This window comes from Pseudomonadota bacterium (assembly GCA_039193195.1).
GTDB lineage: Bacteria > Pseudomonadota > Gammaproteobacteria > Steroidobacterales > JBCBZW01 > JBCBZW01.
In genome coordinates this window covers 136,620-158,639 of record JBCCWS010000005.1, presented here as the reverse complement: position 1 = coordinate 158,639, position 22,020 = coordinate 136,620, and the positions used below count along the sequence as shown (strand labels likewise).

Genomic DNA, 22,020 nt, shown 5'->3' with positions numbered 1-22,020 from the left:
GTCGTTATGCCAAGTCGAAGCACCCGTGCGACACTCGCCGCCTTGGCGAAAGCGAAACGAAAAGCGGCGGGCCCTTAGGCCCCCCTCTTGCGCGTGGCCGTCGCTCAGCTCGCCTTGCTCTCGATGAGCTCAGCCGCCATGGTCTTGCCCCGGGCGGCGGCATCCAAGAACTCCTCCTGCTGATCGAAGTTCATGTAGTTGTAGATCTCCGGCGCCATGGAGTCGATCTTGCCCGCGTACTCTAGGTACTCGTCCTTCTCGGGAATCCGCCCGAGGATAGAACAGATCGCTGCCAGCTCCGCGGAAGCAAGGAAAACGTTGGCGCCCTGACCGAGACGATTGGGAAAGTTCCGCGTGGAGGTGGAGACACACGTTGAGCCCGCCGCGATCCGCGCCTGATTGCCCATGCACAGAGAGCAGCCAGGCATCTCCGTTCGCGCGCCGGCCTGGGCGTAAGTGTTGTAGAAGCCCTCCTCCATGAGCTGGTGCTCGTCCATCTTGGTTGGCGGTGCCATCCACAGGCGCGTAGGGATCACCTCCTTCGCCGCCTCCAGCAACTTACCGGCCGCGCGGAAGTGACCGATGTTGGTCATGCACGAACCGATGAACACTTCATCGATCTTGGTGCCCGCCACCTCCGAGAGAGGCTTGATGTCGTCCGGATCGTTCGGACACGCCAGCAGCGGCTCGGTGATCTGCGACATGTCGATCTCGATCACTTGTGCGTACTCCGCGTCCGGGTCAGCACGCAGCAGACTTGGGCTCTCGAGCCAGGCCTCCATCGCCTGTGCGCGGCGCTCCAGCGTGCGCACATCGCGGTAGCCGTTGGCGATCATCCAGCGCAGCATCACGATGTTCGAGCGCAGATATTCAGCCACGGACTCTTCCGAGAGGTTGATAGTGCAACCACCTGCTGAGCGCTCCGCAGAGGCATCGGAGAGCTCGAAGGCCTGTTCTACGGTGAGATTTGGCAAACCCTCAATCTCTAGGATGCGGCCGTTGTAGACGTTCTTCTTACCCTTCTTCTCCACCGTGAGCAGGCCACGTTTCAGGGCGGCGTAGGGGATGGCATTGACCAGATCACGCAAGGTGATGCCCGGCTGCATTTCGCCGCTGAAGCGCACGAGCACGGACTCCGGCATATCCAAGGGGATCACGCCGAGGGCGGCACCGAAGGCCACCAAACCTGAGCCGGCCGGGAACGAGATGCCGAGGGGGAAGCGCGTGTGCGAATCGCCGCCGGTGCCCACCTGATCGGGAAGCAGCATGCGGTTGAGCCAGCTGTGGATGATGCCGTCGCCCGGGCGCAAGCTCACGCCGCCACGGGTCTGGATGAAATCTGGCAGCGTGTGCTGGGTTTCGATGTCGACAGGCTTCGGATATGCCGCCGTGTGGCAGAAACTCTGCATGACGAGGTCGGCTGAGAAGCCGAGGCAGGCCAGCTCCTTCAGCTCATCGCGGGTCATTGGGCCCGTGGTGTCCTGGGATCCGACCGTGCCCATGCGGGGCTCACAGTACGTGCCGGGGCGAATGCCCTGCCCTTGCGCCAAGCCGCAGGCGCGACCAACGATCTTCTGCGCCAGCGTAAAGCCCTTGCCCGTATCGTTTGGATCCACGGGGCGACGGAACACGTCTGTCGGCCCGAGGTCGAGTGCCTCACGGGCGCGTTCGGTCAGGCTGCGTCCGATGATCAGGGGGATGCGGCCACCGGCCCTCACCTCGTCTAGGATCACGTCCGTCTTCAGGGTGAACTCGGCGATGACCTCGCCAGCCTCGTTCTCGACCACGCCGTCGTAGGGCTTGACCACGATCGCATCGCCCATGGCCATGTTGTCGACGGGCACCTCGATCGGCAGGGCCCCCGAGTCTTCTACGGTGTTGAAGAAGATCGGCGCGATCTTACCGCCGAGCACCACGCCACCCTGGCGCTTGTTCGGCACGTAGGGGATGTCATCGCCCATGGTCCAGAGCACAGAGTTGGTGGCGGACTTGCGCGAGGAGCCCGTGCCGACCACGTCGCCGACGTAGGCCACGGGGTTGCCCTTTTGCTTCAGCTCCTCGATCTGCGCAATCGCATCGGTGATCCCCTCACGCGCGTTCTTGAGCATGGCCAGGGAGTGCAGGGGAATATCCGGGCGCGACCAGGCGTCTTGGGCGGGCGAGAGGTCGTCCGTGTTGGTCTCACCGGTCACCTTAAAGACGGTGAGCTTGATGGCCCGAGGCACATCGGCCTTTGCGGTAAACCACTCGGCGTCTGCCCAAGACTGCACGACCGCCTTGGCGTTGGCATTGCCGGCCTTCGCCTTCTCCGCCACGTCGTGGAAGGCGTCGAACATGAGCAGGGTACGCTTAAGCTGCTCGCCCGCCAGGGCGCCCAGGGCGTCGTCCTCGAGAAGTTCAACGAGCGGCATGATGTTGTAGCCGCCGAGCATCGTGCCGAGCAGCTCGACCGCACGCTCCCGACTGATCAAGCTGCAGTCAGTCATCCCCTTGGCGATATCCGCCAGGAAGGCCGCTTTCACGTAGGCAGCGTCGTCCACGCCCGGTGGCACGCGATGGGTGAGCAGCTCTAGCAGGAGGGCCTCCTCACCTGCGCCAGATACCTTAATAAGTTCAACCAGCTCAGTGACTTGCTCGGCGCTCAGGGGCTTGGGCGGGATTCCCTGCTGGGCACGTTCCTCGACGTGCGCGCGATAGGCCTCGAGCATGGTGTTGCCTCCTAGGAGTGGGCTGAGGGGTGGACCAGTCGAGGAAAGTACCACAGGCCTATTTATGCGTAAAATCGATATTTTGCATACGATGCATTAATATTCCGAATATAAAGACTAGCGGTATTGTCATGGACCTGAACCTCATGCGCTCTCTGGTGGCCGTGGCCGATGCGGGTGCCATCACCGAGGCCGCGGCGCGACTCGGCCTTACCCAGCCCGCCCTGACCCGGCGGATCCAGCTGCTCGAGGAAGAGTTCGGAGCGGCCCTGCTCAGTCGCAGCCGCAAGGGTGCCGAACTCACTACCCTCGGCGAGATCGTGGTGACCGAGGCGCGCGCGTTGATCGAGCGCTACGACCAGCTGAAGACCGTGGTTACGAGCCACCGCAATCTGGAGGGTGGCACTGTGCGCATCGGCGGTGGCGCCACGGCCGTATCCTTCGTGCTGCCTGATGCCATCGCAGAGTTCCAACGCGCTTACCCCGGCGTGCATTTTCACGTAAAGGAAGCGAGCAGCAGTGAAGTTGCTCGCGACGTTGGCGACGGCCGCCTGGAACTCGGACTGGTGACCGAACCGGTGCGCTCGGCGGGGCTGGAGATCAGCCGTCTGTTCGAAGACAAGGTGGTGCTCGTGACCGCTGCAGATTCTCCCACCGCCCGCGCCCAACGCATCGATGTGGGCGAGCTGGACGGGCGCAGCTTCGTCGGCTTCGAGCGCGGCAGCGCGATCCGGCAGATCGTCGATACGGCCCTGCGCAACGCCGGTGTGGAAGTGCAGGTGGTGATGGAGCTACGCTCGATACCGGCCATCCTGCGCATGGTGGCCACAACGGGAACGATGGCATTCGTTAGCCAATTGGGTGTGCTCAGCCAGTCGCTCGTCGCACCGCTTGAGGTCAAGGGCTTATCGATCACCCGACCGATAGGCCTCGCGCGGCGTAGCGGGCGCGAACTCGCGCCACCGGCGGAGCGCTTCGCGAAGCAACTCCTGTCGCGCTTTACGCCGCCGTGACCCCCGCAGGACCCGAGGGCCACCTACCAACATCACCTCTTGGCGCACCCGAGAGAGACTTGAGTGCTCGACCCGAACGATGCACCGCCGCCGCCCCGCCCGAGGTCGATCCTCAGCGAGCGTCAGGATGCTCGCCCTACAGCTCAGCCGAAGCGACGAACTCGGTGATCGCTGCCAATAGCGCCGACGGACGTTCACGGTGCGGAACGTGAGCGCAGCGCTCCAATACTAGAAGCTGCGCCTTTGGACCCCCACTTCTTTCCACGATGCGCCGGGGGAAGGCCAGGGAACCGTATTCATCACGATCGCCGTGAACGGCGAAGACCGGGCAGCGCAAGGCTTCGAGGGCTGCGTCCAGTGACCAACCGGCGAAGGCCTCACTCAGCCACACGTCGACCCACGCGCGCAGTACCCAGGCCGCCTTGTCACCGTGGTAGCGCGCCAAGCGTTGGAAGTGCACGGGTTCGGCGAAGGTCCGGTCCGCTGCACGAATGCCTGCGCGCGTTCGGTCCTCTACGAAGGCCTGAGCGGCGAGGGTGATAACGGCCCGCACCCGATCGTGCAGGCTCGGCTGGGCCGCGGCGGTGATCGCCATGCCGGCGCCAACGCTGTGTCCAAGGAGAAGGACCTCCTCCAGTGCCAGCTGCGCGAGCAGGCGTGGCAGGCGATCGCAAGCTTCCTCGTCGACGAAGTGCGCTGTCGCTTCGGTGGCACACGGGCTCGATGCGCCGAAGCCGAGTCGATCGTAGGCGTAGACAGAGCGGCCCGTAAGAGCCGCGAGGCGCGCCGGAAAGTCACGCCAGAGGGCGATGCAGCCCAGTGAATCGTGCAGGAGCACCCAAGGCACGGCCACGCGAGGCCCACGGGGATGCCACGCGCGCACGAACACCTCGCCGCCAGCCATAGGCACTCGATGATCCTCGATCGTGCCAACGAACGCATCGGGCGAGTCGCTGCTGACAGGCGGACTCATGGACGATCGGCCGCATTCGTCAGGCAGCCAGGCGGGCTCGTGATCATAGGCACCGAGCTTAGGGCATGACCGACACGGTGCCTACGGGCACCACTCGCCCGTATTTGGTAAGGAGCGCTTTCGCTGCCTGGTCAGACGCCGTTGGCTCGCGCTGGCGCGGGCGCCCCCTAAGGACTGGCACCCGGTCCAGGCGGGAGACCGAAGTAAGCGCGCATGATCGTGAGATCCCCAAAGGCCACCACCCCATTGCCATCGAGGTCGGCATCCGGGTCGTCCGTTCGGAACACCTCGCGCAGCAGCAGTAGGTCGTCGCGATCGACGAGCAGGTCGTTGTCCAGATCCGGGTCGCAGCGATTGCCGAAGCCATCGCCATCGGTGTCGCGCTGCGCGGCGTTCTCCACCTCGCGGCAGTTGTCCATCTCGTCGCCGATGCCGTCACCATCGCTGTCCACGCTCAGAAGATCTCCGTCTCGCAGCTGGCGCAGCTGGTCCTCACTGAGCGCACTGGAGAAGACGTAGACATCATCCAGCGCACCGCGCAGGGCACGATCGCCCGCCCCACTCGTCTGGTTACCTAATGCAGCACTAAGGCCTGCGGTCGCCGCGACGGCACCGGTAGCGGTTTGCGCAGCCACTTCGCGCGCGTCCAGATACAAGCGCATGGTGCTGCCATCGTAGGTGGCAGCGACATGGGTCCAAGCGCTCAAGGACAGCAGGCCGTCCGCACTGACGAGGGTGTTGGTGGAGCCGCCGGCAGCGGTGCGCAGGCGAAAGCGCAAGGCACTGCCGTCGCCGTAGTTGCCGAGCATCCAATCGTGCTGATCCGCCTGCACCCCGCTCGCACGACTCACGAAGCGCGCCTCGTCGCCCCCGCCGTCGAGACTGTCTAAGCGCACCCAGGCCGCCAAGGTCAAGCCGCTGCCCAGGGGGGTCAGGGCACCAAGGTCGACCCGATCATCCGCATGCTCGAACACGAGGGCACCCGCGTAGGTGCCCGCGTCCGGTTGCCACCGCGGCATCCCGAGCAGCACGCCGGGGTAAGCGCCTGTCTCGTCCGCTGCCGCCAAGCCGACAGTCTCGTCGAGGCGGTACCAAGCCAACAGCGTCTCCTCTAGCGGCGGCGCAGCGGGTGTATTCACCGTGAGCGGTAGGCTCGGTGCAGACTCGTTGTCGGCGCTGTCGCTAGCGGTTACCTCGAAGAGGTAGCTGCGCTCGGGCGACAGCCCCGTCACGCGTGCCTGAATACCCGGCGCCTGCAGCATCGCGACACCGTCCTGATAAACCGTATAGACGCTGACCCCGACGTTGTCACTTGCGGCCTCCCAGCGCAGGGATACCTCATAGGGCCCAACGGCATCCGCAACGAGGCCCTCGGGCGCGGTCGGTGGCTCCTCATCAGACATCGGGGGATCGTCCGAGAGGTTGCGGTACAGCGCCACCGGGTCTTGCCAAACTTGCGGCCCCACGAGGTCGAGATCCCCGTCGCCATCGAGGTCGTCGACGGCGAGCACGTACGCCTTGCCACTCGCGTCTACCACCTGCTCGGTCCACACGGTGCCGCCCTCGCGACCGTAGTACACATAGAGGCCTGAGCTACCGAAAGCCGCACCGGCCACCACGTCGTCGTGGCCATCGAGATCGACGTCCGCCACCTGCAGGGCATGGATGTTGGTGACCTCGTCGAGCAGGATCGTGCGCGTCCAGGCCGACTCCCCTCCCTGAGGGTCGCCTTCATGGCGATACCAGGCCACGTAGACATCCCCAGACCCTTCCGCCTTGGAAATCACCACGTCGTCTGCCGCGCCATCGTTGTCGAGATCACCGACTGCAGCCTTCACTGCCTTGCCCACAAAGGCGCTATCGATCAGGTACTCCGCGGGCTCACCATCGCGCCAACCGCCGGGGTTATCCCAGTAGACCCCGGAGAGGATGATCTCGACCTCGCCGTCGCCGTCGAGATCACCGGCGGCGATTCCCTCCGGCGTGTTACTGGTCTCGCCGGTTGGCCAAGCGCGGACGGTCCATTCGTCGATGTCGGCATCTTGCAGGGCGATCACCACGCGCAGATCGTCGGAGCGCGTGCGGACGATGACATCTAGGCGACCGTCGCCATCGAGATCGGCCACGGCCACGTCATTCTGATGCCAGACATCCTCGCTCCACACTTCGATGCGCTGCCAAGGATCCGTCGCGAGGACGGGGCTGGCCGGATGCAAGTACAGCCAAAGACGCCCAGGGCCGTCGCTGCGTGCGCCGTCGGAGGCGATGAAGTCCGTCCAGCCATCGCCGTTGAAATCGGCCGTGGCCGCGCCGTAGGAGGTGCCGGCGCCGGCGCCAATCAGGTGCTCATCCGTATCTGGGTCGAATTGCGGCCCTTCGAACCAATAGAACGCATCACCGATGCCGTAGGCGATGTCGCCGATCCCGTCCGCGTTGAAATCGCCGGTGCCGATGATGCCCGTGCTGCCGCGCCCGGGGAACTCCGGTCCCTCCCACGGCACGGGATCGGCCGACGCTAGCGAGAGTGCACAAAGCAGGAGGCAGCAGATCCATCGAGAACGCATCGTCGTCGTACCGTCCTGACTAAAGGCACCAGGACAGTACGACCTCCAAAGCCATGACGGTAACTGTCGGTCGGCGGCGTCAGCGCTCCGCGGACCGCGTATCGAGCACTAGCATCGCGCGCTCGATCGCTTCGATCGCTATCGGCTCGTTGATACTCGCCCGATTGATGTAATAGACGAAACCGGACAGATACTGCTCACCATCGTTGTAGCGAATCTGCGCGTTGCGATCGGTTAAGAAGAGGTCGTTCTCCCTCACCTTGTTAATCGCGGCGTAAGCCTGAGCGATGACTAGCAACTCCTCCACGGCCACGGTGGTGACAGCGCCCGAGTCGGTCGCCAACTCGTAGGCGATGCTCGTCACATCGGGCGTGGTAAAGTCCGGCAGATCAGTTGGAAAACGGCCTTCGTCTTGGAGTTGACCGCACGCCGCGATGTAGCCCTCCAGCATCCTCGGCCGAGTGGGCACCAAGGCCATGAGCTCAGCGCGGTTCTGAGTGAGCTCCGCATGCACTAAGCTCAGCGCGGCGTTCGCCTCGCGTCGCTCGCGATGGTCATCGCGCTATTCGTCCACGACGAATGCGAATAGAACGCTTAGGAAGATTGCGAGAGACTCCGCCAACAGGCGCGGAAAGTGACGCTGCCGCTGCGTCCCGGCAGGGGCTGCCTGCGGGCCTCGGTCGACCTCTTCCATACGCCTCCGCTAACGTGGCACGTACGCCACGACTTCGATCTCGACGATGCCACGCGGCGAGAACAGCCCAGTGGTACCCACCGCCGTCCACGCTGAGTGCGGCTCCCCTGCATACTTTGCGCGCACCTCGGCGATCACCAAGGCTTGCTCGTCGATCGAGAGGGCCGTGTTGCGCCCGTCTAACACGTGAAAGGTGTTTATCTTCACCACGTCCGAGACGCTAGCGCCCGCCGTGGCAAGCACTGCCTCGAGGCGCTCGAACACCCTGCCAGTTCGCTCGGCGAAGCGCTTTCGGTCGATAGGCAACTCGTCATCTCGGTCGGCCGCGATGATGATGCCCGATACGTGGACGAAATCGCCCGCGCGGACCGCGTGAGCGTAGTGCCAGGGAGAATCGTAGCCACTGCCCTGGCGGGGGACAGCATCGGAAAAGGTCACCGTGCGGCCGTCCCGCGCCACCGTCTCGTCTTCCGCCACTGCAGGAAAGGCCATCGCCACGCTCGTGAGAACCAACACCAACCCGCTACGTTGTAGGCCACTCATTGCTCTTCTCCCAAGTTCGAGCTCTCCGCTTCACAACCGCTGCAGGAAACGGCTCAGCGCATCGTGATGGCGTTCGCTGCCCCCACACCAGACCGTTGCGGCACCGTAGACACCGGCTGGTTGCAGGATAGGTGCATCGGCTGGCGTTGGCGACCCCGAATTCGCGGTTGGGTCGCGCGAGCTTCACACGTACAGTGCGCTCATGACCCGACAGGAAAAAGCCGAGCGCGTCCTCGCCCAACTCGAAGAGCTCTACCCGCAGACGCCCGTCCCTCTCGACCACGAGGACCCATTCTCCCTGCTGGTCGCGGTGCTGCTATCCGCCCAGACCACCGACGCGCGGGTGAACTTGGTTACGCCCGACCTGTTCGCCAAGGCGAGTGCACCTGCGCAGATGGCTCAGCTCGATGTGGATGACATCTTAGCCTCGATCCGCACCTGCGGCTTAGCTCCGACGAAAGCCAAGAACATTCGCCGTTTGGCGCAGATCCTTGTCGAAGAACACGACGGGCAGGTACCGACCACGCTGGACGAGTTGGAGGCTCTGCCGGGCGTCGGCCACAAGACGGCCAGCGTGGTCGTCGCACAGGCCTTCGGCGAGCCGGCGTTTCCCGTCGATACGCATATTCACCGCCTCGCCGCGCGCTGGGGGCTCTCGAAGGGCACGACCGTCGAGCGTACGGAGAAGGATCTCAAAGCGGTGTTTCCCCGCGAGAGCTGGTCGAAGGTGCACCTGCAGATCATCTTCTTCGGGCGCGAACACTGCCCCGCCCGCTTCCACGACCTGAGCACATGCCCGATCTGCTCTTGGGCGGCCACCAAGAAGCGCGCCTTGGAGGAACGCCGGCGCGACGGAAGGGCGCGCAAGCGATCAAAGCGTGCGTAAGCGCCTAGTCGCAAGCCGCTTTGCCGCTTACGGCATATTGACCGACTTCGTCGAATCGTCTTCCAGCACCTGAGCGAAGACCAACGTTAGTACGAGCAGGTGGGCGATCGACCTGAGTATCCAGGGCGAGGCGCCGTCGCCACCACCAACGCGACTGCTTTCGCAAGGGCGATCCTCGTTGAACTAACACCTCGCCGCGTCAGGGACGCGCGGCTGTCACCTGCTCGAGCTCACCTATCGCCTCGGTAATGCTCTCCAGACGCTTTTCTAGCAGTGCCTGGGCATCGAGCAAGCCCTGGTTGTAGTAGTAGGGACCTAATTCGCGCGTCAGATAGTCCAGCAGAAACTCGGCGGCGAACTGCTCGAGCTCCTGGTCCAGCTCGCTCGCCATGTACTCCTGCAGGCAGCGCACTAGGTGTGCCCGGTCCGCCTTTGACAGCTCGACCATACTCACACTCCTTCCCGTTCGCTCACTCCTCGGCGGCGAACCCGACGTTGACGATCCGCGACTTGTGCGGCGATCTTCGCGAACTGTGAATCCGAGGCCAAGGAGGCCGGGACAGGGTCGCGAACCAACCACTCGTAGCGCGAGAAACCGCCATCTGCCGCCCGCTGCGGACCCTGAGAGCCTCCTTGCATGCCTCATCCTCTCGTAATCCACTGTAAGCATGAAGCAAAACCTGCAGATAGGAAGCTCAGGCATCCATCGGGTGCCGCCCGACCGCCCGACCGCCCGACCGCCCAAAAGCTGACCGCCAAGGCCAGGCCCCAGCCAAGTCTGCGACAACCGCAGCACGCTTCCTTGCACGAGCGACAGGCTCAGAGATCACGCGACGGGCCGGATGCCACGCGAGTCGGGCGCTTCGCCCGCAACCACACGCGATCCAAGGAATACCGCGCCGCCCGGGCGTCAATCCCCTCGCCCGGGCGGCGATAACTGCATCACCCACCACGCCCTGGTGTCATCAGGAAACTGCACCGATCACTCACGCCATACTCGGCACTGACCTTCTTTTTCCTTCCACCTAGTGTTTTTGATTGCTTTTGGGACACCAGGACCAGCCCTCACCGATAGCAACGAGCGCTTCGGCGACGCCCTCGACGTTGTTATGCAAGGCAGCACGCTCTCCACAGCGTCAGGCCCGCCGCCGATCGAGCGAATCCGTCAATCAATTGACGGATTCAACGAGAACGTTACAGTATGTGAACTCGCCCACTCGGTCTAAGAAACTCCACCTAAGGTACCCTCCCTAACTAACGTAAAAGATTGGTCGAAGTAGCTACCGATCACGAGACAGAGTCGCGCGTCAATAGTATCGTTAGTTTGCGTCGAGGCACTTTACACCGGCTTAGTCCGAACGTGCCCGAGTGAACGTAAGACGCCACTCTGGGCAGATATACCGCGATCGGCACGGTTCATGCAGGCCAATACGCAGGGCACCACACGGGGTGCCCACATGAGCGTCCCATTGACTTGGACGCGTTCGAGAGGAGTTATCCGGTGTTTCGAAGGAAGAACTTGGTGGCCAGTGCCGCTGCGACCCTGGCGCTGAGCGCCGCCATCACGGCTCACGCCACCGTCATTGACGTCGAATTCCAGGGGTTTGAGTCCGGCTCTCGCGTCGGCCGCGTGTTCGGCCCGGATGGCAACGGCGTACAGCGCCGCGTCGCTGCCGGCCAGTTCAACTTCGACGTCATCAATGATCCCGACAACAACTTCGCCGATTCGCAGATGCTGGCCTTCTGCATCGACATCACCAACTGGCTCGTGACCAACCGCCCGGTGAGCTACGACTTCAACGCGGCTGGCAGCACCGGCTACCTAGATGGGCAGCAGCTCGCCAATATCTCCTGGCTGTACGACAGCTACGCCTCGGCGCTTGGCAGCGCCACCTTCGACGCAGCGTTCCAACTGGCCCTTTGGGAGATCATGTACGACGGCGACGCGGGCTTTAGCCTCATTAACGGTGCCAACGCGGGCTCCCTGTGGTCCACGGGCTTCGGCGGCGCACGCACGATCGCCGAGGGCTGGCTTGGCGCCTTGACCCTGGCATCTCCCATAGCCGGGTACACATCGTCGTCGTACAACCTCTACGTGCTCACGCCAGACTACCCGACGACCAATCAAACCCTCATCGTCGCATCGCCGGTCTCCGAACCGGCGATCATCGCCCTGTTTGGCTTGGGGCTGATCGCCCTCGGCGTAAGCGGCCGCCGCCAGCGCGACACGTAGGCGCGAAGTCCGCGGCGAACCCGCGGTTGGTACACGCGCCCCGGTCGACAGGCCGGGCCGTGCGTGATTCCGGACGCGAAGGAACATCTCTAGCTCCCAGCCGGACCGCAATCTGTTGCAGTCGGACCTGAGGTTTTAGCGCTAATTGATTGAAATCAATGAGGCGCGTATGCTCCTGACAGTACACATAGCCATCGGATAGGTCGATGTACCAGGAGTTCTTTAGGCTGCACGAATCGCCGTTCAGCCTGGACCCCGACCCACGCTTCCTCTACCTGAGCCCCGCGCACGCCACCGCCCGAGCTTACTTGGACTACACGGTGGAGAGCCGCGATGGCATGGTAGTCCTTACCGGCCATGCGGGCTGTGGTAAGTCGATCCTGGTGGCGGATCTGTGCCGGCGTGTCGACCGCGCGGACATGCTGCTACTCGACCAAACCCAACTCGATTCGCACGAGCTCCTGCAAACGCTGCTCCTCGCCCTCGGTCAAGATAGCCTTGGCGACAGGCCACAGCTGCACGCCCGCCTGCGCGAGGTGCTGTGCGAGCGCATCGAGCAAGGCCGTCGCACGACGTTGATCGTCGACGAGGCTCAGCACCTGTCGTGGGAGGCCTTGGAGACCCTACGCATGGTGGCCGACCAGCAGCACCAAGGTCGGCGCGTGCTCGCGGTAATTCTGGTCGGCCAGCTCGGCCTGGCGCGAACCCTCAAGAGCGAAGGACTGGAACAGTTCCGCCAACGCATTCGCCTGTTCTACACCCTTGAGCCCCTGGCCCGGCAGGAGATAAGGCGCTACCTCGAGCATCGCCTCGCCGTGGCCGGTGGTCACCACGACGTGATCATCTCCCCTCGCGCGCTCAAGATTATCAAGCGCTACACCGGCGGAATCCCGAGGCTGATCAACACCTTAATGGATATGGTGCTGACCGCCGCAGCCCTCGAGCGTACGCGTATGATCAGCGCACGGCTGGTGCAGGAGGCGGCGCGGGAGCTGCAGTGGGAACCGTTCTTCCTCCGTCACGGCCGCCTGTTCTTCGGCGATCGCGCCCGCGAGCTGGCGCGCTGCTCGCAAGCCGTGAGCAACAACCTCAAACCACTGATGGACAAGCTGCGTAAGGCCGTCAGCGCCCAGATGGCCTGCATGAACCGCGTCAGCGGGCGGGTGCTGGATCGCATCCCCACCCAATGGATGGCCGGGCTGAGCGGCGCGGCCCTGGTGCTGGTGCCGGCCGCGCTGCTGCTGCCAGCCTGGCTAGAAGGGAGTCGAATCGAGGAACGCCAGTCGATACTGCCGCTGGCGAGCGTGGAGGCCGATGCCACCGCCGCCGCCGCAAGGGTGACACCGCTAGACGGGGGAACGCTCGAGCCGATCAAAGCGAGCGCGATCAAGCCGGCTCGGAGCAAACGCAACGCTCCGATCGCCAGTGCGCCCACGCCCGTCGCCCTGCTGCCCGCGCCCACCCCTCAGCCGCGGGCAAAGACGCCGACTGCGCTGCCAGCGGACCCCGCCACGCGCCTTCCCAACGTGCAAGTCCGCACGCCGCGGATTGCGAATGCCGCTAGCGATACGCAAACCTTGGCTCCCTCACCCAAGCGATCCACACCCACTGCCCCCGCGGCACCAACTACCGCGCTCCGGGATGCGCGCTGGCTCTTGCAGCAGCCGGGCGAGGCGTACTCGGTGCAGCTGTTCGCCGCGAGTTCGCCAGAGGGCATCCAGCGCTTTCTAGACGAGCACGGGCAGGGGTTCCGAGGCGATCGCGAACTCGCCGCCTTCACGGCCCATCGCGAGGGGAGCCCTTGGCACGTCCTGGTGCTAGCGACTTACGCTACCTATTCCGATACGCGAGCGGCGATTGGCAAGCTGCCCGCTCCCCTGCGCAAACATCAGCCATGGGTACGTCAGATCGCCGTGATCCATGAGGCAATCCGCGAGGAAACCCGCCAGGCGGGCACCACCGACGGCCGCGACCGGCTGGTTGCTGGAACGATCCCGCCCGACGCTAGCGAACGCTGAGCCGCAAGCGCTGGTCCTATGCGACGAGGCCGACAGTGAACTGGTAGGCCTCACCCAACACGCCCAGGCCAGCGACGACCAAGCCCAGCGTCCCCACGGCGCGGTCCCTGGCGAAGCTGACGACGAACCTGATCGATGCCGTCATCAAAATGGCCGCTACTAGTATCGGTATGTAGACCCACCAAGCGAAACGATCGAAGAGCTGCCGCGGAACCGCAGAGCCATCGAAGGCCGGCCAGGATTCGAGGCCTCGCAGCGTTAACGCCCCCAACAGGGCGACTACGACCAGGGCCAGCATCGTGAAGTGCAGCCAGGCCGGCATCGGCACGTGAAATCGCTTCCACACGGTGATGCTCGCAAGGCGTGGATGCTCCCGTCGCCACTTTAGATCGCTGCGAACGACCGCATCGTGCAGGCCGACCAAGCGCACGTTGAGCCACTGGGTGAGCGCAGCGAAGCGCACCTCGATCGTCGCCAGCAATAGCCCGATGATCTCGAGCGGCAGGGTGAACAGCTGCAGGTGATCGGCGACTTCGGGGGACAACCACTCCAAGGGAACTCTCCTGTGACGAGCGCCGCTAGCGCAGAGGCAGAATGCCTCTGCGCCGAGCTTGCCGCAGTCTACGGGGTTCCAGTCGGACGCGAATCGATCGGCGGGGAAAGTGAACGCGGCGCCGAGGCGGCTCGGCTGCGGCGCGCTTAGCGCTTCGGGGCAGGCTCTTGGGTGCGTTGGGGCCCCACCCGACGATGCTGCATTCGCGCCCAATACACGCACGCCGGGCAGGTCTCGTCATAAGCATGATGCTTATGATGGGCAGTGCACCATGCAAGGGCGGGTTTTGATAGATCCGGGTTATCGTCGCGCGTCTCTGTACTGTCTCCGCGCGCCACGATGGCCGGAAGGGGCTGTTCCATGTCGTTACATCCTGGGGTTACGTGGCCACTACCTTGGGCCACCCACTACATATGCGTAGTTCGGAGGGAATTTATGTCACGGTCCCCAGAATTTTTTCCGGCGAGTCTGTGCGAGCCCAGCCCGACCACCGCAGCCCCCGCCCCGACTTGCCTACGGTGATACGCCACAGTCGGGGTTAGCACGAGCCACGATCCTCACGCCCTCGTCGTGGACGCCGATCCACAAGACCCCACCCGCCAGGGTAAGCCCACCCCAGCTGTTGACCGAGAAGGCCTCTTCCTGGGGGCCACTCTGATAGGCCGCGAGCGATACGCCACTACGATGCCAAGCCCCCGCTGGTAGACCGAGGGCGCTCAGGCTATCGGCCACAAACTCTCCAGCGGCACTTAGACGGAAGCAGTCCCGGGTGGCGCCATCGGGTGATCGAAGCTCATAAATCTGATCGCCGTCGATCGGCGCAGCAAGGCCGGGGAGACGCTCGACGAGCGCGAGCCGCTCGTCGAAAGACACTTCGCAATCGGGGTCCTCAGCTCCCGCAAACCCGAGCCGTATCCCGAAGCTCGAGACGAAGGCACCGATTAGCCGCCCGCTCCCAGGTGGCTCCGCCCCGCCCCAGGTGAAGGTGTTGCCAGTGGCGTCATTCTGATGCGCAGTGTAGGTCGGTCCCCGCTGCGCCCAATGGCCGGCCGGCAACAGCAGCGAGGAGTCCGCGGCGAAGCTGCCGTCATCCGCGAAGCGCAGGCAGTCCTCGACGCCTGAGCTCTCGTAGTCGATGCGATACACCATCCCCGCCAGATCCGCCCGCGCCACGGACGCTACCCCGCAAAGAGCCACTGCCAACAGAACTTGAGCACGCATCCTTGTTCCTCGGAATGTCACCGCACAGCGCCAAGCCCTAGCCTAGGCTGAATGCCACGGCGCTGGCGAGCGTTCTCTCGGCTCAACCCTTAGGGCTCCCAAACCTCGTATCCACGTGACTGGAGCCGGGCGAGCAGTCCGTCCTCGCGCAACAGCTCGACGATGTCGAGGATGGCGAAGGTGCGCGCATTGTTGGCAAGCGCCTGCTCCGCCGCGGCCAGCCATCGCGCCTCGAGCTCACCCCGCACCTCATCGATCGTCGCAAGTTCCGAACTTTCGCGCAGAAGCTGCAAGCACGCATCCGCCTCATCGCCCGGCAACGGGATATCTCGAAACTCATCGACGTAGCCCTGCGCCCAGGCGTTGGCGCGGCTCTTCATTGCTTCGAGGTCGCCCTCCATGCGCAGCAGCTGTGCCTCGAAGCACGCAAGTTCCTGCTCCTGCGATAGGCTCTCGAAGAGCTCGTCCGCGCGGCGAGCCAGCTTCTTGAAGGAGCCCTTCAGGGGCAGCACGTACTCGATGCGCGTACGCTCGAGGTGGTTTTGGCGCTTGATCAGGCGCCTAAGAGGTTTTGTCACCTGACCACCGCCAACCAGCCCAACCTCGCGCTGAATGCGCTCCGACAAGCGGGTGCCGGCCACGAAGGGACGGTCCCGCTCCAAGCCATCGTCGCGCGGAAAGTACCGCCTCCTCAACGCCTCGTAGCGCGCGTAGAGTGCCGGCGGCAGAACCTCGTCGAGGGTCTTGCCGTCTGGATTGCGGGTGAGGCGCTTGGCCAAGCGTCGACCGCGAATTAGGTTGATGGGGTTGAGCATGACGCCGATGGAGAAGTCCGCCTCTACGTCCGGCGCGAAGATCACCTCTTGGCTATCCGCCAGCACGGATGCGACGCGATCAGACTCCCAGATCATGCCCTTCGGCACCGGCGAGAAGGTGGGGAACACATAGAGCTGATTGTCGCCATTGCTCACGCGCCATAACGGTGGCCCTGGCTGGCGACCGGTCACAACGACGACTTCCAGGGGAGTACGTGACGCAGTATCGTCCCCATCCGCCAGCACCGCCGGCGCGTTCAGCGCCACCGCCGCGATGGCGAGAGCCCATAACGCCGGCGAAGGTGCGCTTACCCGCGACGCCCCGCGAGCGATCGCGGGGGAAGCGTTTCGAGAAAGTAAACTGATCAATGCACTCCTCCGCAGGGTGCGTTCTACGACGCCTTGCGCTAGGCCCGAGAGCCAGCCCGACGAGGTAAGACCTGGGGAACCGAAGTAGGTTCGACGAGAGAGCGAGAACTGTCCTAGATCACGAGCCCTGAGCGACCGAAGGACACTCGAATCACCTTCGCGGCAACTCGCCGCTCTGACCCGACGCACCGCACGGTAGCGCGCATCCCATCCTTACGCGAAAGCGCTGCTGGCGAAATTAACAATTCCACTAGGCGATACTTGCGTAGCCAGCACATCCGTAACTGCAGCAATCATCGCCCACTACTCTCCCAGAGTCTTCTCTTCGGCGTAGAGGGCATGATCCCCAGGGGAGACACCAATAGGGCGTTTCCAGGCAACTCCTTGGTGTATGTGAGGCGCATCCTGAAGGTAAACCGCGTGCTGGAACGGCTGCAGTCTGGTTGCTCGGGTAGCTCCATACAGGTCGGTGGCGACGGGTCTTGAGGGACGGCGCTTCTGCGACTTGTTAGCAACGTATCCAGGTGCTCGCAATAGAGGCCTAACGTCACGTGATGCTGGCTGCCATAGCGCACTGTCGGCCGAGTGCTTGGCCTGGGCAGCCAGCCCCAGACTTCGTTGGCAGACCCACGAGCGTACTCGCCACCTCACACCCTCGTGCTCTACAACAGCTCGATGCCCTCTAGAAACCGACAGCAGATCTACATCCCCGCTTCCGATACCAATTTCCATGCTTACTTCAACCACTTGGGCGATTACCCACGTATAATCCCGCCAGCGCGAGAGGGGAACCCCGCGAATCCAGCTCCGGACAGGCCCTGGCCGGCGCTCGCCACCCCCACTCAGTGCTACGCTCGCGTGCCCTAAGCAACCGGCGATTGGTTCGTCAGGAGGCCTTATTGTTAGTCTCCTGTTGCCGACATATATGCTTCGGGGCGCGAATTACCGACGTTACGGGTCATGAGACGTATGAAAGTATCCAAAGGCGAGCTTGAGCTCGGTAGATTTCGAGTCCCCTACCGGGTCTACGGCACTGCTCAAAAAACGATCGTTTGCATCAGCGGCGCCAAGCAGACCATGGCGGCCTGGCGGTCATTCGTACGACATTTTGTGCCCCAGTTCTCGGTGGTGGTCTTCGATCTACCCGGTCAGGGGCGGTGTGAGATCCTCGAGGGCTCGCCCAGCATCACCTTTGATGAGCAGGTCGACGTGCTCCATGGCGTGGTCAACGCGACCAACCAGGGCGACACGGTGCACCTGGCGGCAGCTTCTTGGGGGACGATCATCTCCGTCGCTCTCGCCGCGCGGCACCCGGAACTGATCGATAAGATGCTCCTCGGCAGCTTCGGGGCGAAGCCGAGCCGGGCGGTGATCGAGGTGATTCGGGCGGGCAAGGAGCTATTCCACGCCGGTCGCCAGGAAGAAATTGCGCCGCTCATGATCGAGACCTTTGGCCAGTTCATCCCGGAGGCCCACAAGCAGCAGATGCGCGATCAGTTCAGCACCATGAGCCACGAGCAGCTGATCAGCTTCTACGAGCACTGCGAGTTCGTAGAGAAATCCAAGGACATCCGCGACTTCATCGACCTGAGCCGGATCAAAGCGACCACCCTGATCGTGGCGGGTGAGCACGACGCCATCTTGGACCACGACGACGTGGCGGACGCCTCCAAGCGCATCCCGGACTGCGAGCTGCGGGTGATCCCAGGCGCAGGCCATTTCCTGCACTGGGAGCGCGCAGACATCCTGCACACCTACAGCGAGTTCCTCGCGGCCTAGAGCCGCGCCGCGCCCAACTACGGCGAACCGAATGATGGAACTGCGCGACGTCGACCGGGTGAGCGCGATCGAGCCGGACCAGTTCCGGCAAGACTACTTCAAACCGCTCAAACCCCTCATCATCGAGGACCTGGCCAAAGACTGGCCGGCCACGGGCAAGTGGACGCCCGAGTTCTTCCAGGCGCGCTTCCCCCACAAGCAGGTCAAGGTGTTCGACGCGAGCTTCGTCGACGCGGGCAAGAACTACATGGCCCAAGCCAAGAGCCTACCCATGCGCGAGTACATCGACCAGGTCATGAACACCTCGCAGGACCTGCGCATGTTTCTCTACAACATCAAGACGGAAATCCCGGAGCTGGCCGAGGACATCCTGTTCCCGGACCTGGTGGACGGGATCTCCCGCCACTTCCTCTTTATGTTCTTTGGGTGCAAGGCCTCGGTGACCCAAATGCACTTCGATATCGACATGTCCCACGTTTTCCACACGGCCATCTTCGGCCGCAAGACGGTGACCCTACTGCCCTACGAGCAGGGGACCAACCTACACCGCTATCCCTTCACCTGCCGCAGCTACGTGGACGTCCACGCGCCGGACTTCGAGGCCTTCCCGCGCCTGAAAGACGCCGAGGGCTATCGCCTACAGCTGCAGCCGGGGGAGACGCTCTACATCCCGAGCGGCTACTGGCACCACTTTGTGTACGACGAGGCGAGCTGCTCTATCTCCCTGCGCTCGGGGGCGTCGGATATGCGCAGCCGACTGCTCGGTCTGTACAACCTACTGATCATGCAGAGCGTAGACCGGGTGATGAACATCCTTTGGCCAAAGGGATGGTTCCAGTGGAAGCAGCAGCAGGCGTTGTTACAGCCCTGGCGGTTGAGACTCGGCCCTGGCGTCAACACCTGAGTTCGCTCGCGCGGGTTAACGGGATTGATCGTGTACGCCAGCATGTGCCTCCCCGAGTAGGTCATTCACTCCCATCAGCGCGTCCAAAATCAGTCACAGCCACCTCGGCCCGATTCGGCACGCCAGGGACAGCGGGCAACGCGAACCCTAACTCCTCCACGAGCCTGTCCGCTTTGCGATGGTAGCAAGGTCGACAGGCAGTGACCGTGTTCGCCCATGATTTCACCCGCCGCGAGATAGCAGCACAAGGTGGTCGCGAGTGAGCTGGCTTGGCGGCGGTGCCGCGTGATCTGCCTGCTACTACTGGCCTGCGAGATTCGCCAGCCCAACCGCATCGCCCAAGCCACCACCTACGAGATTGCGCGCGACGTCAACCTGTTCAATGAGCTCGGATACTCAGACCCGGCGTTCGCCGAGTTCTTGGTCGACGTACGAAAGCCCGACTTCAAAGCGACGCCGGTTCAGGCCATGCGACGGCGGCTCCTCGAGCATCGCAACACGTCGCGCCCTCGTGTTCTCGAGTGGCCGTTTTAGGCCGCTCGCGGCACGGTAAGTCTGCGCTTTGCCCGAGACCGACGCTTGGTCGACCAAGCGAGTCCGCCACAAGCGAGCAGCGTAAGCGGCGTAGGCTCCGCAACCGCCGTGGCGACGGTCACAGACCACCGAGCAGGATCGAAGCTCTCTGAGACCGAGAAGCCCCCAGGACCGAACCCGGCGTTCGACTGCAGCACGGCGCCAAAGCCCGTTTGGAACGCAATCACGTCAGTAGCGTCCGTGTTCGTGGCGGTGAAAGAGTTAGCCGTGCCATCGAAGGAGAGCTCGGCCAGAATCACCGAAAGGGGCCCGCCGAAGATGCCGGGATCGGCGGGATCAAACAGTGGCATGCCGCCAAGTTCGAAGTTCGAGAGGAAGGACACTCCCTCGATTAAATTGTTATCAACGGCACTGATCACGCCCTCGAAGGTGAACGTGAAGACATCACCGTCGGTGACCGGTCCGCCGAAGTCATAGGATCCCACAAAGGCTGCCGCCTCCGTTGGCGGCGGGGCGAGGGCGAGCAGGCAGCCAGCAACGAGTCCAACGCCCGCCATGCGCTGGAGCATCCTGCCGCCACGTACGGCGACCGCGGCGATAGCGCGTGTTTGCGAGGTCATTTCGACGTTCCCCTTTTCTTGTTCGCTGAGCCCCGGGGATCCGGCGCCCGTCGAAATCTGGCGTCAGAATGGATGGATTTGTGTCGCGGCCATCGCAGGATTTCAACGCGTTGACCGTGCGGATCACGCGGGAGCCGCTGGCGACCGGGAATCGGAGGGGGACGGCACGACTGCTACGCCGGCCGTTTGCGCCTACGCCGCCCATGAGCGATGTTGGCCTTGGGGCACCTTGGTGAGACGTTTGCAGCGATTGACGCACTAGCTGTTGCAGGCGCTCACACCTCCGGAACTAGCGTTCGCCGCCAAGCGGTACGATCGGTACGCACATCACCTCAGGGAGAAATGTTTAGTATGAGTCGCAAGGCACTAGTCGTAGGTATCAACTACTACGAACACGACAAGCACCTGAACGGCTGCGTCAACGATGCGCTGTCCGTGGAGAAGGTCCTGTCCCGACACGAGGATGGGAAGCTCAACTTCGGGTGCAAAAAGCTGACAGCGACGGGACCGGACGCACAAGTCACTCGCTCGGTCCTAAGGGACCAAATTAGAGAGCTCTTCTCCGACGATCACGAGGTCGCCCTCCTTTACTTCGCCGGACACGGCTATGCGGAGACGACGGGGGGCTACTTGATGGCCTCAGACGCTAGTCGTGGAGATGAGGGTGTATCGCTAACCGACGTCCTGGTGCGCGCCAACGAGTCACCCGCCAAGAACAAGATCATCCTGCTCGACAGCTGCTACTCAGGCGTTGCCGGCGCAGCCCCCACCCAGCCCGATGTCGCGTCGTTGGCGGCTGGAGTCACCGTGCTCACGGCCTCGACGTCGGAGCAGACTGCCAAGGAGCGAAATGGACATGGCGTGTTCACTAACCTCCTCGTCGATGCCCTCGAGGGCGGCGCCGCCGACCTTGCGGGGCATATCACCCCTGGCAGCATCTACGCGCACATCGACCAATCTCTGGGGACTTGGGAGCAGCGGCCGGTCTTCAAGACCAACGTGAAGGAGTTCGTGTCACTGCGCGATGTAACACCACCGATCCCGCTGGCGGAATTGCGTCGGATCTGCGAGTTCTTTCCGCAAGTCGGTCACGAGTATCCACTCAACCCGAGCTTCGAACCGGAGATGCGCGGACGCCTTCCCGGGATGGCAGATCCAATCCTCGAGAACACGGAGGTCTTTGCGATCTTGCAACGCTACAACCGCATGCGGCTACTGATTCCAGTGGGCGTCGACCATATGTGGAGTGCGGCGATGGAATCGAAGGCTTGCAAGCTAACCCCCCTGGGCGAGCACTATCGTCGCCTGGCGGCAAACGGGCGGATCTGACCAGGGCGGGCCCGCGCACCGCCTTGGGCACGAGCGGCTGACGAGAACCTCAGTCGCCTAACTCAGCCGATGACACCGTGTCAGCGCGTGGAGACACTCGCGACTACGTCGAGATCGAAGCGGCCCTGCACGAGTGACGGTGTGGTGCGCGGGGGAGCTCCCCCCGCCACAACGCATTGGTTGGATCGCCTCCGAATGGACTCAATTGCCCACGAGACCGCAACACCAGCCAGATGGTGCGATCACGACCCCCGCCGACTGTCG

18 protein-coding genes are annotated in these 22,020 nt (G+C 63.5%); 8 read left to right on the top strand and 10 right to left on the bottom strand.

The window, feature by feature from the left end; translation table 11 throughout:
* Positions 1-104: 104 nt before the first annotated feature.
* Positions 105-2,708 carry a bifunctional aconitate hydratase 2/2-methylisocitrate dehydratase gene (gene acnB, locus AAGA68_07400; GenBank protein MEM9384871.1) on the bottom strand — a complete coding sequence of 868 codons (2,604 nt, stop codon included), beginning with the start codon at positions 2,706-2,708 and terminating at the stop codon, positions 105-107.
* Between the two features lie 131 nt (positions 2,709-2,839).
* Here acnB and AAGA68_07395 point away from each other — a divergent pair, with 131 nt between their 5' ends.
* A complete protein-coding gene (locus AAGA68_07395; GenBank protein MEM9384870.1) occupies positions 2,840-3,721 on the top strand; it encodes a LysR family transcriptional regulator in 882 nt (293 codons plus the stop codon).
* A gap of 136 nt (positions 3,722-3,857) precedes the next feature.
* On the opposite strand, the gene AAGA68_07390 is transcribed toward AAGA68_07395, so the two are convergent.
* From AAGA68_07390 to AAGA68_07375, 4 genes are all read right to left on the bottom strand, one after another.
* A complete protein-coding gene (locus AAGA68_07390; protein MEM9384869.1) occupies positions 3,858-4,694 on the bottom strand; it encodes an alpha/beta hydrolase in 837 nt (278 codons plus the stop codon).
* Between the two features lie 167 nt (positions 4,695-4,861).
* The gene (locus AAGA68_07385) at positions 4,862-7,258 is read right to left on the bottom strand and encodes a LamG-like jellyroll fold domain-containing protein (protein ID MEM9384868.1); all 2,397 of its coding nucleotides are present in this window, start codon (positions 7,256-7,258) and stop codon (positions 4,862-4,864) included.
* Between the two features lie 79 nt (positions 7,259-7,337).
* Positions 7,338-7,736, bottom strand: a complete 399-nt coding sequence (locus AAGA68_07380; GenBank protein ID MEM9384867.1) for a hypothetical protein — start codon at positions 7,734-7,736, stop codon at positions 7,338-7,340.
* 225 nt (positions 7,737-7,961) lie between these two features.
* Positions 7,962-8,495, bottom strand: coding sequence for a Rid family hydrolase (locus AAGA68_07375; protein MEM9384866.1), 534 nt, complete (start codon positions 8,493-8,495; stop codon positions 7,962-7,964).
* 202 nt (positions 8,496-8,697) lie between these two features.
* On the opposite strand from AAGA68_07375, the gene nth reads away from it, so the two are divergent.
* Positions 8,698-9,381, top strand: a complete 684-nt coding sequence (gene nth / locus AAGA68_07370) for an endonuclease III (protein MEM9384865.1) — start codon at positions 8,698-8,700, stop codon at positions 9,379-9,381.
* A gap of 199 nt (positions 9,382-9,580) precedes the next feature.
* Here nth and AAGA68_07365 read toward each other — a convergent pair whose 3' ends face one another.
* Positions 9,581-9,835, bottom strand: a complete 255-nt coding sequence (locus AAGA68_07365) for a DUF2164 domain-containing protein (protein ID MEM9384864.1) — start codon at positions 9,833-9,835, stop codon at positions 9,581-9,583.
* 1,047 nt (positions 9,836-10,882) lie between these two features.
* Here AAGA68_07365 and AAGA68_07360 point away from each other — a divergent pair.
* Positions 10,883-11,614: a PEP-CTERM sorting domain-containing protein gene (locus AAGA68_07360; protein ID MEM9384863.1), complete on the top strand. Its 732-nt coding sequence runs from the start codon at positions 10,883-10,885 to the stop codon at positions 11,612-11,614.
* Between the two features lie 206 nt (positions 11,615-11,820).
* On the top strand, positions 11,821-13,632 hold the full coding sequence (locus tag AAGA68_07355) for an AAA family ATPase (protein ID MEM9384862.1): 1,812 nt from the start codon (positions 11,821-11,823) through the stop codon (positions 13,630-13,632).
* A 16-nt stretch (positions 13,633-13,648) separates the two neighbouring features.
* On the opposite strand, the gene AAGA68_07350 is transcribed toward AAGA68_07355, so the two are convergent.
* The 3 genes from AAGA68_07350 to AAGA68_07340 all read right to left on the bottom strand — a co-directional run bounded on the left by AAGA68_07350 (position 13,649) and on the right by AAGA68_07340 (position 16,590).
* Positions 13,649-14,185 carry a hypothetical protein gene (locus AAGA68_07350; protein MEM9384861.1) on the bottom strand — a complete coding sequence of 179 codons (537 nt, stop codon included), beginning with the start codon at positions 14,183-14,185 and terminating at the stop codon, positions 13,649-13,651.
* Between the two features lie 513 nt (positions 14,186-14,698).
* Positions 14,699-15,406: a hypothetical protein gene (locus tag AAGA68_07345; protein MEM9384860.1), complete on the bottom strand. Its 708-nt coding sequence runs from the start codon at positions 15,404-15,406 to the stop codon at positions 14,699-14,701.
* 89 nt (positions 15,407-15,495) lie between these two features.
* Positions 15,496-16,590, bottom strand: coding sequence for a TraB/GumN family protein (locus AAGA68_07340; protein MEM9384859.1), 1,095 nt, complete (start codon positions 16,588-16,590; stop codon positions 15,496-15,498).
* 969 nt (positions 16,591-17,559) lie between these two features.
* Between AAGA68_07340 and AAGA68_07335 the strand changes: the two genes are divergently transcribed.
* The 3 genes from AAGA68_07335 (at position 17,560) to AAGA68_07325 (ending at position 19,807) form a co-directional block, all read left to right on the top strand.
* The gene (locus AAGA68_07335) at positions 17,560-18,369 is read left to right on the top strand and encodes an alpha/beta hydrolase (protein MEM9384858.1); all 810 of its coding nucleotides are present in this window, start codon (positions 17,560-17,562) and stop codon (positions 18,367-18,369) included.
* Positions 18,370-18,400: 31 nt separating this feature from the next.
* Positions 18,401-19,273: a cupin-like domain-containing protein gene (locus tag AAGA68_07330; GenBank protein ID MEM9384857.1), complete on the top strand. Its 873-nt coding sequence runs from the start codon at positions 18,401-18,403 to the stop codon at positions 19,271-19,273.
* Between the two features lie 285 nt (positions 19,274-19,558).
* Positions 19,559-19,807: a hypothetical protein gene (locus AAGA68_07325; protein ID MEM9384856.1), complete on the top strand. Its 249-nt coding sequence runs from the start codon at positions 19,559-19,561 to the stop codon at positions 19,805-19,807.
* Here the strand turns inward: AAGA68_07325 and AAGA68_07320 are convergent.
* Complete coding sequence (locus tag AAGA68_07320) at positions 19,804-20,427, bottom strand: hypothetical protein (protein MEM9384855.1); 624 nt, start codon at positions 20,425-20,427, stop codon at positions 19,804-19,806. The two genes, AAGA68_07325 and AAGA68_07320, sit on opposite strands and share 4 nt — an antisense overlap.
* A 351-nt stretch (positions 20,428-20,778) precedes the next feature.
* Here AAGA68_07320 and AAGA68_07315 point away from each other — a divergent pair, with 351 nt between their 5' ends.
* Entirely contained in the window at positions 20,779-21,756 is a 978-nt protein-coding gene (locus AAGA68_07315) for a caspase family protein (protein MEM9384854.1), read from the top strand.
* The last annotated feature ends 264 nt before the right edge of the window (positions 21,757-22,020 follow it).

Coding starts and splice junctions, on each gene's coding strand:
- AAGA68_07375 (MEM9384866.1), bottom strand. CDS start 8,495: ATGAGTGGCCTACAACGTAGCGGGTTGGTGTTGGTTCTCACGAGCGTG.
- AAGA68_07390 (MEM9384869.1), bottom strand. CDS start 4,694: ATGAGTCCGCCTGTCAGCAGCGACTCGCCCGATGCGTTCGTTGGCACG.
- AAGA68_07385 (MEM9384868.1), bottom strand. CDS start 7,258: ATGCGTTCTCGATGGATCTGCTGCCTCCTGCTTTGTGCACTCTCGCTA.
- AAGA68_07320 (MEM9384855.1), bottom strand. CDS start 20,427: ATGACCTCGCAAACACGCGCTATCGCCGCGGTCGCCGTACGTGGCGGC.
- AAGA68_07330 (MEM9384857.1), top strand. CDS start 18,401: ATGATGGAACTGCGCGACGTCGACCGGGTGAGCGCGATCGAGCCGGAC.
- AAGA68_07315 (MEM9384854.1), top strand. CDS start 20,779: ATGAGTCGCAAGGCACTAGTCGTAGGTATCAACTACTACGAACACGAC.
- AAGA68_07380 (MEM9384867.1), bottom strand. CDS start 7,736: ATGGCCTTGGTGCCCACTCGGCCGAGGATGCTGGAGGGCTACATCGCG.
- acnB (MEM9384871.1), bottom strand. CDS start 2,708: ATGCTCGAGGCCTATCGCGCGCACGTCGAGGAACGTGCCCAGCAGGGA.
- AAGA68_07345 (MEM9384860.1), bottom strand. CDS start 15,406: ATGCGTGCTCAAGTTCTGTTGGCAGTGGCTCTTTGCGGGGTAGCGTCC.
- AAGA68_07335 (MEM9384858.1), top strand. CDS start 17,560: ATGAAAGTATCCAAAGGCGAGCTTGAGCTCGGTAGATTTCGAGTCCCC.
- AAGA68_07395 (MEM9384870.1), top strand. CDS start 2,840: ATGGACCTGAACCTCATGCGCTCTCTGGTGGCCGTGGCCGATGCGGGT.
- nth (MEM9384865.1), top strand. CDS start 8,698: ATGACCCGACAGGAAAAAGCCGAGCGCGTCCTCGCCCAACTCGAAGAG.
- AAGA68_07355 (MEM9384862.1), top strand. CDS start 11,821: ATGTACCAGGAGTTCTTTAGGCTGCACGAATCGCCGTTCAGCCTGGAC.